The organism is Streptomyces sp. UF-297 (assembly GCF_058245575.1).
This window is the reverse complement of record NZ_JBSIBZ010000031.1, coordinates 14451-28650: the sequence shown is the minus strand read 5'-3', so window position 1 is coordinate 28650 and position 14200 is coordinate 14451. Positions and strand designations below refer to the sequence as shown.

Here is a 14200-nt window from a genome sequence, read left to right as displayed (position 1 = left end):
GGCGTGTGCGGGGCCGTGGGCCGGTGCGGGGTCGTGGGCATGTCAGCAGCCTCCGTCGTGGGTGAGCAGGTGGAGCGGCGGTGCGGAGGGCAGCGGCTCGTCGCCCTCCCACGCGCGGGCGAGCGCGCCGACGGCGCCGAGATCGCCCAGGAGGATTCCGCCGACGAGCCGGTCGCCGCGCAGGACGACCTTGCGGTAGGCGCGCCGGGTGGCGTCGCTGAGGCGGATCACATCGTCCCCGGGGGCGGGGTCCGTCTCGCCGAACGCGGCCAGATCCAGGGGGCCGGAGCCGTTGAGGGTCAGCCGGGTCAGGGCGCGGGTGCCGCGGTAGCGGGCGGTCCGGCCGAGCAGGTGCTCCGCGAGCGCGTCGGCCTGTTCCAGGGCCGCGCCGGCCAGTCCGTACACCACGCCGTCGTGCTCGGCGCAGTCACCGATGGCGTGGACGGCGGGGTCGGAGGTGCGCAGGGTGTCATCGACGACGATGCCGGTGCGTACGGTGAGGCCGCAGTCCGCGGCGAGGCCGGTGCGGGGGCGGACGCCGCAGGCCAGGACGACGAGGTCGGCGGTGAGTTCGTAGCCGTCGGCGAGGACGACGGCGCGTACGGGGCGCGGGGCGGGCGTCCCGTCCTCGGCGCGGGCGTCGCGTGGGCTGCTCTCGGGCCCGCGGTCGTCGGTGCGCAGGCCGCGCACCCGGCACTCGGTGTGCACCTCCACGCCCAGGGCGGTCAGGTGCTCGCGCAGCAACTGGCCTGCCTGTGCGTCGAGTTGGCGTTCCATCATGTGCTCGCCCTGATGGGCCAGGACCACCTGGGCGCCGCGTTCGGCCAGCGCGCGAGCGGCCGAGACGCCGAGCAGGCCGCCGCCGATCACCACGGCCCGTGTGCCGGGGTGCGCGGCGGCGGCCAGGGCCCGGCAGTCGGCCAGGGTGCGGAAGGGGTGCACGCCGTCGGGGAGGCCGCCGGGACCCAGGCCGCGCAGCGCGGGCAGCACCGGGTTCGAGCCGGTGGCCAGCACGAGGGTGTCGTACGCGACCGGGTCCCCGTCCGCGCAGTGCACCTGCCGGGCCGCGCGGTCGATACGGATCGCCCGTACCCCGCGGCGGACGGCGGCCGGGGGCTCGGGCTCGGGCAGCGCGATGACATCGGGTGCGTACCGCCCGGCCAGGACCTCCGCCAGCAGCACCCGGTTGTACGGGGCGCAGGGCTCCTCGCCGATGAGGGTGAGGTCCAGCCGCGCGGCGGCGCCGAGCCGCTGCGCGAGCCGGGCGGCGGCCATTCCGCCGCCGATCACCACCACGCGCCGTTTCGAGGTCATGTCCGGCAGCCTGCGAGACGGCTGTTACCTGCCCGCATCCCGGCTGTTTCGCCGGGGGAACGCTGCCCTCAGCGGGTGGGAGGGTGGGGTGTGAGGGCGGTGGCGGGCTCAGCTGTCGTGGCCGGGGCCGGGGCCGGGGCCGGGGCCGGGGATGGGGAAGGGGCCAGGGCCGGGGGTGGGGCCGGGGCCGGGGGTGGGGTAAACCGAACCTTCGATTGCCGTGCTGGCACCATCGTGCCGCTGAGGGCGCTCCGGGAGTCTTGAGTCATCACGTTCCGCCCGTTCCTCCCGTACTCAGCAAGGTTCCCGTCATGAGCACCGCACCGCAGTCGATCGCCCTCACTCACCGCACCCCTCTGGACCTGGGGAAGGACATCCTGCGCACCCCGTTCCGGCCGGAGACCTGGCGCCGGGTGGCCTACCTGCTGCTGGCGCCGCTCGTGGGCCTGCTGTGCCTGGCGCTGGCGCTGGTCGGCGGCCCGGCGGGGCGGATCCAGCGCTCCCTGGCGCGGACGCTGCTGGGCGTGGAGGTCGGTGAGCCGGAGCGCACCGGGCCGCTCGCGCTCGCGCACGCCGTGATCAGCCTCCCGCTCAACTTCATAGCCGCTGTGGTGACGGTCTACGGCTGGTCGATCGTCCCGCTGAACCTCGGCTGGCCGCTGCGCCCCCTGATAGGCATGAGCGCCGACCCCACCAACGCCTGGGGCGGTCCGACCCTCGCCGGCGCCTGGGCACTGCACGCCGTCGGCGGCGGCATCGGCTTCCTGCTTCTCATGCCGTGGATCGGCCGCGGCCTGACCGCCCTCCAGGGCAAGCTCGTCGTCGGCCTGCTGGGCGGGCGCCGCACCGGGCGCGGCCGGATCGCCGCCCTCACGCTGCTGGTCGCCGCGGTGGGCGCCGCTCTGGCCGTACCTGTCATCCATCAGCTCTAGTACGAACCACCGGCACTAGTACGAGCCACCGGCTCCAGTACGAACCGCTGGCTCGGGGCCGAGCCACCGGCGCCAGAAACGGACCACCGGCTCCGGACGGGCCATCGGCGCCAGAAACGGACCACCGGCTCCGGACACGGACCATCGGTGCCTGGCGCGGGACCACCGGCGCCAGGTACGGACCACCAGTTCTAGGTTGAGACCATGCACGATCTGCACTCCTCGCCTCCCGGGGCCGCCCGTCGGCCGGTCGGCCGAGTCCTCGCCCGGCTGGCCGTCCCGTTCAACCGGCGGAGCCTGGCCACCCTGCTCTACGCCCTGCTCGCGCTGCCGCTCGGCCTGGTGGGGATGGTCCTGGTGCTGGTGGGGCTGGTGGTGGGCGGGGCGCTGTCCTGGACCGCGGCCGGGCCCTGGGTGTTCGCGCTGACCGTACGCGGCGCGCTCGGACTGGGAGAGGTCCAGCGCTCCCTGGCGCGCGGGCTGCTGGGGCTGCGGATCGAGCCACCGGTGCGCCGCAGCGAGCCGGGAGCGTTCGGCTGGCGGCGGTCCGTGCTCGGGGACCGCGCGGGCTGGCGGGCCGTCGGCTGCGCCCTGGCCGCGCCCTTCAGCGCGATCCCGGCTGTTCTCGCGGTGGGCGTCGGCTATGTCTACGGGCTGTTGCTGCTGCTCCATCCCGTCCAGCAGCGCTGGAACTACACCACCGTTCACGACCCCGACGGCACCGTGCGCCGGGTGTCGCTGCCGGTCGGCGACGGAGCCCTCGATTCCTGGCCCGGGTGGCTGCTCCCGGTCTGCGCCGGTGTGCTGCTGCTCCAGCTGGCGCCCTGGCTGCTGCGCGGCGCTCTGGGTCCGCACCGCGCACTGCTGGCGTCGCTGCTCGGCCCCACCGCCGCCGACCGGCGCATCCGTACGCTGGAGGAGACCCGCGCCCAGGCCGTCGACGACGCCGCGGCCACCCTGCGCCGCATCGAGCGCGATCTGCACGACGGCACCCAGGCCCGGCTCGTCGGGCTCGGTATGCACCTCACCATGATCCGGGAAATGATCGTGGCGGGCGCCGACAAGGAAGGCCTGCTGAGCGTCGTGGAGACCGCGCAGGGCAACGCCAAGCAGGCCGTCGCCGATCTGCGCCACCTCGTCAAGGGCATCCATCCGCCCGCCCTGGACCAGGGGTTGGACACCGCGCTGGCCACCCTCGCCGCCGACAGCGCGCTGCCCATCACCCTCACCACCGACATCGGCCGCCGCCCCGCCCCCGCCATCGAGTCCATCGCCTACTTCTGCGCGGCCGAACTCCTGGCCAACGTGGTCAAGCACAGCGGCGCCTCGTCCGCCGAGGTCGAGGTGAGCGTCCGCGACGGCGCGCTGCGGCTGTCGGTGCGCGACGACGGGCGCGGGGGAGCGGCGGTGGGCGCGGGCAGTGGCCTGACGGGTCTGCTGGCCCGTATCCGTACCGTCGACGGGACGCTGACCTGCGACAGCCCGGCCGGAGGGCCTACGGTGGTCCGTGTCGTACTTCCCGACCGATAGGGACTCTCACCGCTCATGCGCGTCGTCATTGCCGAGGACTCCGCGATCCTGCGCGACGGGCTCGCCCAGCTTCTCGCCCTGCGCGGCGTGGAGGTGGCCGCCGCCGTCGGCGACGGCGAGGCCCTGCTCGCCGCCGTCGCCGAACACGCTCCGGACGCCGCCGTGGTGGACATCCGGCTGCCGCCCACCCAGACCGACGAGGGCCTGCGCGCGGCCCTGGAGATCCGCCGCACCGCGCCCGGCGTGGGCGTGCTGATCTTCTCGCAGTACGTGGAGACGAAGTACGCCGCGCAGCTGCTGGGCGACGGCGGGGCGGGCGTGGGCTATCTGCTCAAGGAGCGGGTGGTGGACATCGGCGAGTTCGTCGGCGCGCTGGAGCGGGTGGCGGCCGGCGGCACGGCGCTGGACCCCGAGGTGGTCGCCCAGCTCTTCGGCGCCGCCCGCCGCACCTCCGCACTGGAGGACCTCACCCCGCGCGAGCGCGAGGTGCTCTCCCTGATGGCCGAGGGGCGCACCAACCACTCCATCGCCGCCTCCTTCGTCGTCTCGGAGCGGGCGGTCGAGAAGCACATCGCGAACATCTTCGCCAAGCTCGACCTCCCGCCCTCCGAGACCGGCCACCGCCGGGTCCTGGCGGTGCTGCGCTACCTGGACAGCGTCTGACCGCTCAGCCCTGGCCGCCCGGTGCCGAGAGTTTCGCCGGGCACAGCCGCCGCGGCGCGTCGTCGCCCTTCAGCTTCGCCTCGACGCAGCCGCCCGGCAGGCCCTGGTACGCGGCGGAGCCGAAGTTGGCCGTGACGGTCAGCGTGCCGTCCCCGAAGACCGTGCGCTGGACGCTGCGGTCCTCGGTCAGGTGCCGGAAGGACGTCAGCCGCTCCGCCCCCGCGGCCTTGTGGAGCGGCGCGAAGTAGCGCTGGAGCGCGGCGAGTTCGGTGCCGTGCGCCTTCAGGGACGGGCCGTCCAGGACGTAGTTGAGCGGAATGTTGTAGAGCATCGCCAGCAGCGCGCGCTGCTGCTTGACCTGCGGCAGCTTCTCGTACGACAGCTCCCAGCGCTCGGTGTTGACCAGCGAGCCGTGCAGCGCGGTCTCGTACAGCGGCACCCGGTACTTGGGGTCGTACATGGCGGTGATCAGGTCGGCCGGCAGCTGAACCGGCTTGAAGAAGATCTTGGGGGCGTTCTGCGGGAAATAGCCGCCGAACGTCTCCCGGTCGCGCTCCAGCTTCCACAGCCCGTCGGCGGTCGGCGTCGCGGCGCCGTGGTCGAACGCGAGCACCTCGTTGGCCCAGGGCTGCGCGGTCTCCGAGCCCAGCACCAGGCCGCCGTCGGCGATCCGGCGCATCCGGGCCAGGCGGTTGGCCCGGTCCTGCGCCTTGGTCATGGGGTGCGCCGCGCTGTGGTCCCGGAAGAGCTCGCCGGTCGCGTCCACGTCCAGGAAGTAGCTGTCGGAGCCGTTGGCGACCATGGAGCGGGTGCGGTCGGCCAGCAAGTGCCGGGATTTCTCGGCCTGTTCGAAGGCCTGCGAGCTGAGGTAGCAGCCGCGGTTGCCGAAGCCGGTCTCGGGCGTGCCGTCGGCCTTGCGCACGCAGAAGTCCGGGTAGACGGTGCCGGGCCAGACGGAGGTGGGGCTGTCGGCGGACTTGGGGTCCTGCCCGTTGGCGAAGGTGTCGTACGGGCCCACCAGATACCCGGCCTTCTTGGCGGCGCCGACCGCCGCCGCGCCCATCGGGTCGTTCCCGGCGTCGTAACCGAGCCACATCCGGTCCACGCCCAGCCCGCGCAGCCGCCCGATGCCCGCGGCCGTGCGCGCGTCGCCCCACACGTACGCGTGGAAGGCGCCGAGCAGCTTGCCGGTGGCCGGATTGGCCTTGATCTTCTCGCGCAGGCTGCCGAGTCGGCCGCGTTCGGAGAGGTAGGAGCGGTAGTCGGCGGCCGGGGCCACCGGGTTGCCGTCGGTCAGCGCGAAGGTGACGGTGTAGTCGCGGGTGCCCGCGCCGCCGTCGAAGGCGTGGGTGGTGGTGGCGCGCAGCCGCCCCTGCTCGGAGCGGACGGCGAGGGAGGTGCCCAGGTCGGTGGGGGCGAGGTAGCTGACGCCGTGCCGGGCGCCGGAGCCGCCCAGGGTGTAGCCCCACAGCGGCAGGGTGAGGTCGGCGCCCATGTCGATGGTGCTGCCCGCGAGCCCGGCCCGGTCGGAGTTCCAGAAGGAGTCGCGTACGGGGATGTCCAGGCCCTGGCCGCGCGCCAGTTGGACGGCCGAGGCGCTGCGGTCGCTGCCGGTGACCGGCCAGCTCACCGAGCCGTCGCGGCGGGCCCGCAGCGTCACGCTCAGCCGCCCGTGGTCGGTGCGGGCCGTGGCGTCCAGCCCCTTGGCCGGGTAGCTCCAGCGCGCCCCGTCGGCGGTCCGCCGTACCGGGCCGGGCGTGCCGAGGTCGGTGGCGGAGGCGGCGGACAGCTCCATCTCGTGGCCGTCGCCGGTACGGGCACGCACCGCGAGCGAGGCGGTGTCCAGGTACGCCGTGCCGCCGCGCACGGGGAGTTCGAGCCGGGTGCCGTGCACGGTCCCGGCGGCGGCCGGGGTGCCGCAGCCGGTGGCGGTCACGGCGGTCAGGAGGGCGAGCGAGAGGGAGAGCAGGCCGGCGGCGCGGCGGCTGCGGGGGCCGCGGGCGGCCGGACTGGGGGGATGCGTATCCATGATCACGTGGATAGTGAGCGAGGATAAGAAGGTTCTAAGAACCGCTCACATCCGGCCGTGCGCGACCCGGTTGTGGCGCGTCCGGCCGCGCGTGACCCGGCTGTGGTGCGTCCGGCCGTGCGCGACCCGGCTGTGGTGCGTCCGGCCGTGCCGCCTCCAGGCGGGCCAGGTCCTGCGCGTCGAGGGCGATGCCCGCGGCGTCCAGGTTCTCCTCCAGGTGTGCGAGGGAGGACGTGCCCGGGGTGGGCAGTAGTACGGGGGAGCGGTGCAGCAGCCAGGCCAGGGCGATCTGGCCGGTGCCTGCCCGGTGCCGGCGGGCGACCTCCCGCAGGGTGGTGGCAGCCGGTGCGGCCAGCGTCCCGTTGCCCAGCGGGAACCAGGGCAGAAAGGCCACGTTCCGCCGCTCGCACAGCTCCAGCAGGTCCTCCGAGGACCGGTCGAGCACGTTGTAGCGGTTCTGTACGGACGCGATCGGGACGATCTCCAGGGCCCGTTCGAGGTCCGCGGCGCCGATGGTGTCCAGCCCGATGTGCCGGATCTTGCCCTCGTCCCGCAACTGCGCCAGCGCGCCCAGCTGTTCGGCCATCGGGACGGCCGGGTCCAGCCGGTGCAGCTGGTAGAGATCGATGGTCTCCGTCCGCAGCCGGCGCAGCGAGGCCTCGCACATGGCCCGCAGCTGCTCCGGCCGTCCCGCGATGTGCCAGGCGTCGGGGCTCGTACGGACCACCCCGCCCTTCGTGGCGACGACCAGGTCCCGTGGGTAGGGGTGCAGGGCCCGCGAGGTCAGCTCCTCGGCCACCTCCGGGCCGTAGTTGTCCGCGGTGTCGATGAGGGTGACTCCGCGTTCCACGGCGCGGCGCAGCAGCGCCACGGCGTCGCGGGGATCCGCGTGCCGCGGGCCCCAGTAGCCGGGGCCGGTGAGCTGCGCGGTGCCGTAGCCGAGGCGGCGCACTCTCAGGTTTCCGCCCAGCGGAAAGTCGATGTCAGGCATGGCGGCAGGCTAACCGGCGCCCGCCGGGCCCGGTGGCGCGCCCGCCGCGAGCCCCAGGGGCGGGCCGCCCGGGCGCTGAAGTGTCCGGCCGGGGGCGCGGTCTGGGGGTGTTGTTGGAGCGCCGTGCGCGTGGTTAGCTTAGGCTTGCCTAAGTTGAACGCGGCGGTGGTGCATGTTCTCCGCCGTGGCGGCCGTGCCGTGCTGCGTCCTGCTGTGCCGTGTCTGTGTCGTCTGCGTCATTCGTGCCGTCCGTGCCGTCCGTGCCGTCCGTGTTCATGTCGTCCGTGCCCGCGCCAACGCGCCGGGCGGGAAAGCAGGTTGTCGATGGGAGTCCCGATCGCCGGTCCGCCGCGTACGCCCCGTCCGGCGCCACCGGAGACGGCGGACAGCCCGCGGATCGTCGCGCTGGCCGCGTCCGTGGCGGGCGGACGGGCCGCGGCCGTACGGGAGTTCTGGGACGAGGTGGAGGCGCAGGGCGCCCCGCTGGTCGAGCCGCTGCCCTGGGACCCGGAGCACCGCGCCGTCACCTTCCTGTGGCGCGGCACGCCCGCCACCCGGCGGGTGCTCGTCCTGGTCAACCGCCTGATGGACCGCGGCCATCTCGCCCGCAGCCTGATGCGCAGGCTGCCCGGCACCGACGTCTGGCACCTCACCTACCGCCTTCCCTCCGACCACCGCGGCACCTACACCATCGCGCCCGACACTGATTCCACGGGCGGGCTGGAGGTGGTGCCGGAGCCCGGCGACCTCCAGCGCAGCCTGCTCGCGCTGGTCGATGAGGCCGTGCCCGACCCGTTCAACACCCGCACGATTCCCTCCCGTTGGCGCGCCGAGCGCAGCTCCGTCTTCGAGCTGCCCGACGCGCCGCCGCAGCCCTGGCGCCCCTGGGTGCACTCGCGCACCGGCGGCGCGCACGGCCGGGTGGAGCGGCACCGGATCTCCAGCGCCGCACTGGCCGCCGAGCGCGCGGTGTGGACGTACACGCCGCCGGGGCGGCTGCCGGACGAGGGGGCTGACATGCTGGTCCTGCTCGACGGCGACATGTGGTTCGGCGGCCTCGGGGCCGAGGAGCTGCTGGACCGGCTGATCGCCGAACGCGCCATCCCGCCGCTGGTGGTGCTCGCCCCCGACGCGGTCGACAGCGCCACCCGCGCCCGGGAGTTCGGCGGCCGGCAGGCGTACACCAACTTCCTGGCCGCCGAGCTGCTGCCGTGGGCGGCGGGCCGGATGCCGGTGACGTACGACCCGACGCGCACCGTCGTGGCGGGCGAGAGCCTGGGTGCGCTCACCGCCCTGTACGCGGGCCTGGCGGCGCCGGGGCACTTCGGGAAGGTGCTGGCGCAGTCGCCCTCGCTGTGGTGGCGGCCCGAAGGGCCCGAAGAGCCTGGCGCGCCCGAGGCTTTCTCGGAAGCTGTTGCCGGGCCCGGCGAGCGACTCCCGTGGCTCACCCGCCGCTTCGCGCAGAGCCCGCCGCGCGATCTGCGGCTGCATCTGCGGGTCGGCCGGCACGAAGGGGGCACGCTCGAACGGACCAGGGAGCTGTACGGCACCCTGCGGGCCGCCGGAGCCTTTGTCACCTGCCAGGAGTTCAGCGGCGGCCATGACTACGCCTGCTGGTCGGGCGGGCTCGCCGAGGGTCTCGTACGGCTCTTGGGGCCCGGCGAGCGCTGAAGGCCGCGAAAGGCCCCCACTTGGGGCGGGCCGACGGCCGCACAGACCGTCCTCACCGACGTACAAAAGGCCCTCGTCGCGTGACGGACGTGGCGCCCCGCCCCACTGTGCCGGGGCGGGGCGCCTTCTTCTTCGCGCCTGCTTCTTTGCGCTTCTTCGCACCTGCTTCTTCGCGTCTTCTTCTGCGTCACGGGGCGCTTGCGGCGGTACGGGGGCGCGACTTCGGCGCCATGTCGGGGCGCTCGCGATGTCACAGTGGGGCGCTCGCGGTGTCACGGTGGGGTGGCCGCAGGGCCCTCGTCGGCCCGTCCATAGGATCGCCGGGTGGCCCATGACATATCGCTGACGACGCTGCTGTTGCTGTGCCTGGCCGCCCTCGTGGCGGGCTGGATCGACGCCGTCGTGGGAGGCGGCGGTCTGCTGCTCCTCCCCGCGCTCCTGGTCGGACTGCCGCACACCCCCGCCGCGTTCGTCCTGGGCACCAACAAGGCCACCGCCATCGTCGGCACCAGCGCCGCCGCCGTCACCTACGTCCGCAAAGCGCCCATAGACGTGAGGACCGCGCTGCGCATCGGCCTGGCCGCGCTCGGCGGGTCCGTCGCCGGGGCCTTCTTCGCGGCGGGCATCAACAGCGCCGTGCTGCGCCCGTTGATCATGGCCGTGCTGCTGGCCGTCCTGGCGTTCGTGGTGCTGCGCCCGGCCTTCGGGATGGCGCCCGCGCCTTCCGGGCCCGTCTCCCGGGGGCGGATCGCGGCCGCCATCGCGGTCGCGGGCCTGGGCATCGGCTTCTACGACGGCCTGATAGGCCCGGGGACCGGCGCGTTCCTCATCGTCGCCCTGTCCGCCCTCCTGCACATGGACCTGGTCACCTCCTCGGCCACCGCCAAGGTCGTCAACGTCTGCACCAACATCGGCGCGCTGACCATGTTCGCGCTCCAGGGCACGGTGCTGTGGCAACTGGGCGCCCTGCTGGCGCTGTTCAACCTCATCGGCGGCATGGCGGGGGCCCGCATGGCACTCAAGCGGGGCGCCGGTTTCGTACGGGGCGTGCTGGTCGTGGTCGTCGTCTCGCTGCTGTGCAAGCTGGCGTACGACCAGTGGCTGGCGTAGGACCGGCCAACCGGGACGGGGGACTCAACCCCTGGTACGACGGCTACTTCCCCCGAACGGGTGAGCGACGTCGACCCTCGGTGCGATGTGCCGGGCCCTGGGCGGAGGGCACTGTGGAGATCGGCCGGGAACCCCTCCCGGCCCGTTGAGAACCACCCTCACCAGGAGGAAGCCATGTCCGCTGTCCGCCGTCCCCTTGTCGTAGCCACGGCGCTCGTCCTCTGCGCCACGGCCCCGCTGGCGCTCGGCGCCACCGCCTTCGCCGCGCCGGCGCCGGTGGTGGAGCAGGCCCCGGCGGCGGCCGCCCACGCGGCCGCCCCGGCCCCGCAGCGCGACCACAGAGCCACCGACGAGCCCTCGCTCACCGGCACCGCCAAGCTCCAGCGCAAGCCGGGCGAGGACATCCACTTCACCTTCGACGCCCATGGCTTCGCCGACAAGGCCAAGGGGACCTTCAGCTTCTCCCACTACAACCAGACGCCCGAAGGCCGTTGGGGCGGCTACGCCAAGGGCCGCATCGACTGCCTGCTGACCGGCGGCCCGGTCGCCGTCGTCACGGGCGTGGTCACCGAGTCCGAATTCACCTTCCCGCCGGACTTCCCGGGCCCGAAGAACATCAACGACAAGCGCTTCGGCTTCACCGTCCTGGACGGCGGCAAGGGCGGCAAGCGCGACCGCCTCGGCTACAGCTGGGCCATGGACGGCATGGCGCTCAACAGCGTTCCCAAGTGCGTGAGTTCCGCCCCCTACGAAACCCTGGAGAAGGGCAACTTCACCGTCCACCACTGGATGCCGCCGCAGACCGCGGCCAAGGAGGACACCGCGGCCAAGGAAGAGGCCGCGGTCACGGCAGGGGCCGTGGCCAGGGAGAAGACCGCCGACCGAAAATGAGTCCGGTCCCGGATCGGCCCCGGACTATCCTGACGAGGTGATCAAGGACGTGGCGCCTGTGGAGCGCAATGTCCAACGGCAATAACGGGTTTGGACCACAACATGGGTCATGTGGAAGTCGCGCATGTGGAGTACTACATGCCGGACGGGCGGCCATTATTCAGCGATGCCTCCTTCCGGGTGGGCGAAGGCGCCGTCACCGCGCTCGTCGGGGCGAACGGTTCGGGCAAGACGACGCTGCTGCGGCTGATCGGCGGTGAGTTGAAGCCGCACGGCGGGTCGGTGACGGTCAGCGGAGGGCTCGGCGTGATGCCGCAGTTCGTCGGTTCCGTACGGGACGAACGGACGGTGCGCGACCTGCTGGTGTCGGTCGCCCCGGCGCGTATCGGGCGGGCCGCGCGGCAGGTCGACGAGGCCGAGACGGCGATCATGGAGCGGGACGACGAGGCCGCGCAGATGAGTTACGCGCAGGCGCTCAGCGACTGGGCGGAGGCGCGCGGGTACGAGGCCGAGACGCTCTGGGACATGTGCACCATGTCCGCGCTGGGCATCCCGTACGAGAAGGCGCAGTGGCGCGGGGTGCGGACGCTGTCCGGCGGTGAGCAGAAGCGGCTCGTCCTGGAGGCTCTGCTGCGCGGACCGGCCGGTGTGCTGCTGCTGGACGAACCGGACAACTACCTGGACGTACCCGGCAAGCAGTGGCTCGAACAGCAGTTGCGCGAGACCCGTAAGACCGTGCTGTTCGTCTCCCACGACCGGGAGTTGCTCGCGCGGACGGCGCAGCGGATCGTGAGCGTGGAGCCGGGCCCCGTGGGCAGTGATGTGTGGGTCCACGGCAGCGGCTTCGCCACGTACCCCGAGGCGCGCGTGGAGCGTTTCGAGCGCTTCGAGGAACTGCGGCGGCGGTGGGACGAGAAGCACGCCCAGTTGAAGAAACTCGTCGCCGACATGCGGCAGTACGCCTCGCGCAGCGACGAGATGGCCTCGCGGTACCACGCGGCCCAGACGCGGCTGCAGAAGTTCGAGGAGATCGGGCCGCCGCCCGAGCCGCCGCGTCGGCAGAAGATCACGATGCGTCTGCAAGGGGGCCGGACCGGAGTACGGGCCGTGACGTGCGAGCAGCTGGAGCTGACCGGCCTGATGAAACCTTTCGATCTGGAGATCTTTTACGGGGAGCGGGTGGCGGTCCTCGGCTCGAACGGCTCGGGGAAGTCCCATTTCCTGCGGCTCCTGGCGGGGGAGGAGGTCGCGCACCAAGGACGGTGGAAACTCGGAGCCCGTGTCGTGCCGGGGCACTTCGCGCAGACGCATGCGCGTCCGGAGCTGATGGGGCGTACCCTCCTGGACATTCTGTGGACCGAGCACGCGCACAGCCGGGGGCCCGCGATGAGCGCCCTGCGGCGGTACGAGCTGGACCGCCATGGCGAGAAGCCCTTCGAGAAGCTGTCGGGCGGACAGCAGGCCCGTTTCCAGATCCTCCAGTTGGAGATCGAGGGGGCGACCGCGCTGCTGTTGGACGAGCCGACGGACAACCTGGACCTGGACTCCGCCGAGGCTCTGCAGCGCGGCCTGGAGTCGTACGAGGGGACGGCGCTGGTGGTGACACACGACCGCTGGTTCGCCAAGTCCTTCGACCGCTACCTGGTCTTCGGGCAGGACGGCAGGGTCCGGGAGACGCCGGAGCCGGTCTGGGACGAGCGCCGGGTGGAGCGCAGCCGGTAGCCGAGGGCGGCGCGGTCCGGGTCAGCTTCTGCGGCGGGCGTGGTGGATGAGCCGGTGGGCAGAGGCGCCCGCGCCGTAGCCGCGGTCGACGTGCGTGAGATCGAACCCCGCCTCATCCAGCGCGGACTCCAGGTCGAGCGCGCCGAGATGGACCCAGTGCTCCCGCACATCGGCGAGGACCCGCTCGCCGACGCGGAAGGACTTCTCGATCAGCACGTGGTCGGACCTGGGGATGTGGCGCTCCCACTCCTCCACGGTCGCGCCGACCTCCTCGCACGGCTGAGCCAGTGTGCGGTGCCAGTCGACCGCTGTGCGCGTATCGAAGTTCGCGCTCACGTCGATATGGAGAGCGGCGCCCGGTGCCAGGACGCGGGCGGCCTCGGCGAGAGCGCGCTGCCGGTCCTGCGGGGACCGCAGCAGCTGCCACGTCGAGTACGGCACCACAGCGGCGTCGAACCCCGGGCGCAAGGGGAGACGGCGCATATCGCCGCACACGGGCAGCAGGCCGGGCAGCCGCGGCATCCTTGCGAGCCGGGCCGGGCTGGCGTCGAGGGCGGTGACGCCATGGCGCCCGTCCCGGGCGAGCGGGGCTGCGACCCGGCCGGTGCCGGCCCCCAGCACGAGCAGCCGCTTGGCCTGCCCGGTCACGTCCAGCCAGTACCTGACGTCGCTCTGCTGGCGGCGGAGCCGGTGGCTGTTGTGCCAGTCGTAAAGGAGCGCTTCCCACTCCTCGGCGGAAAGGACACCGGCCTCGGGCCGACGGAGGGATGTCATTGCTCTCCAAGTCCGTTGGTGGTCGCCAGACTTATGACGAGAATCCGCGCCGGAGGTCGTGGCGCCTTGTCCGCGGCGGCGGGCGTGCAGTCAAGCATTTCGCGGATCGACCGGTCAACAAAGGGCAGCGCCCGGCATTGGCGCGCGTGAATTCTTTTTGGCGTATCCCTGATGGCGGCTGGCCGATTGCTGTCGCCGCGCGTCCGGTCCCTTGCGTCGGGATCGAGTCACGGGCGGGGGAGGTGGCGTGAAGTGACCACGGTACTCCGGAGAGTTGGGTGCGGCCCGCAGGTCGGCTGCCGGAGCGGCGCCCGGCGTGCGGCGACTGAACGGAACCGCTCGTCAGAGCCCTTGCGGGCGTCATTCGCGGCAGGGTTGTGACGCGTCGAGCGAGGGCGCTACGGCAGCTGATCCACTCTGTCAAGAAGGGCGGATTCCGCTTCCGTGACACGCTGTTGACCTTGCTCGGCATGGAGTGATTGACTCCGATCCCGCCAAGGTCATCGCGGAACCGCAGTGCCGAGCCCCCGGGGCGTCGACGGGCTGCGGCCAATTACTCCCATGCCAACTGCC

General features: G+C 72.9%; 11 protein-coding genes. 7 read left to right on the top strand and 4 right to left on the bottom strand.

Translation table 11 applies throughout. The annotated features are described in order from the left end of the window. Positions 1-42: 42 nt before the first annotated feature. Complete coding sequence (locus AC4IJH_RS19365; RefSeq protein WP_490853019.1) at positions 43-1314, bottom strand: NAD(P)/FAD-dependent oxidoreductase; 1272 nt, start codon at positions 1312-1314, stop codon at positions 43-45. A 311-nt stretch (positions 1315-1625) separates the two neighbouring features. On the opposite strand from AC4IJH_RS19365, the gene AC4IJH_RS19360 reads away from it, so the two are divergent. The 3 genes from AC4IJH_RS19360 to AC4IJH_RS19350 all read left to right on the top strand — a co-directional run bounded on the left by AC4IJH_RS19360 (position 1626) and on the right by AC4IJH_RS19350 (position 4439). Then, positions 1626-2246 (top strand): sensor domain-containing protein, encoded by a 621-nt coding sequence (locus AC4IJH_RS19360; RefSeq protein ID WP_490853018.1) that lies wholly within the window; start codon positions 1626-1628, stop codon positions 2244-2246. Between the two features lie 204 nt (positions 2247-2450). Beyond that, on the top strand, positions 2451-3776 hold the full coding sequence (locus AC4IJH_RS19355) for a sensor histidine kinase (RefSeq protein WP_490853017.1): 1326 nt from the start codon (positions 2451-2453) through the stop codon (positions 3774-3776). Between the two features lie 15 nt (positions 3777-3791). Next, positions 3792-4439: a response regulator gene (locus tag AC4IJH_RS19350; protein WP_490853016.1), complete on the top strand. Its 648-nt coding sequence runs from the start codon at positions 3792-3794 to the stop codon at positions 4437-4439. A gap of 4 nt (positions 4440-4443) precedes the next feature. On the opposite strand, the gene AC4IJH_RS19345 is transcribed toward AC4IJH_RS19350, so the two are convergent. Then, positions 4444-6468, bottom strand: a complete 2025-nt coding sequence (locus tag AC4IJH_RS19345) for a glycoside hydrolase (protein WP_490853015.1) — start codon at positions 6466-6468, stop codon at positions 4444-4446. A gap of 34 nt (positions 6469-6502) precedes the next feature. Further along, the gene (locus AC4IJH_RS19340) at positions 6503-7459 is read right to left on the bottom strand and encodes an aldo/keto reductase (RefSeq protein ID WP_490853014.1); all 957 of its coding nucleotides are present in this window, start codon (positions 7457-7459) and stop codon (positions 6503-6505) included. A gap of 324 nt (positions 7460-7783) precedes the next feature. On the opposite strand from AC4IJH_RS19340, the gene fes reads away from it, so the two are divergent. From fes to AC4IJH_RS19320, 4 genes are all read left to right on the top strand, one after another. Further along, a complete protein-coding gene (gene fes, locus AC4IJH_RS19335) occupies positions 7784-9130 on the top strand; it encodes an enterochelin esterase (RefSeq protein WP_490853013.1) in 1347 nt (448 codons plus the stop codon). Between the two features lie 324 nt (positions 9131-9454). Then, entirely contained in the window at positions 9455-10240 is a 786-nt protein-coding gene (locus AC4IJH_RS19330; protein ID WP_490853012.1) for a sulfite exporter TauE/SafE family protein, read from the top strand. A gap of 174 nt (positions 10241-10414) precedes the next feature. After that, positions 10415-11131 carry a hypothetical protein gene (locus AC4IJH_RS19325; RefSeq protein ID WP_490853011.1) on the top strand — a complete coding sequence of 239 codons (717 nt, stop codon included), beginning with the start codon at positions 10415-10417 and terminating at the stop codon, positions 11129-11131. Positions 11132-11233: 102 nt separating this feature from the next. After that, the gene (locus AC4IJH_RS19320; RefSeq protein ID WP_490853010.1) at positions 11234-12853 is read left to right on the top strand and encodes an ABC-F family ATP-binding cassette domain-containing protein; all 1620 of its coding nucleotides are present in this window, start codon (positions 11234-11236) and stop codon (positions 12851-12853) included. Between the two features lie 21 nt (positions 12854-12874). Here the strand turns inward: AC4IJH_RS19320 and AC4IJH_RS19315 are convergent, their stop codons facing one another. Continuing rightward, positions 12875-13627 (bottom strand): class I SAM-dependent methyltransferase, encoded by a 753-nt coding sequence (locus AC4IJH_RS19315; RefSeq protein ID WP_490853009.1) that lies wholly within the window; start codon positions 13625-13627, stop codon positions 12875-12877. Between the last annotated feature and the right edge of the window lie 573 nt (positions 13628-14200).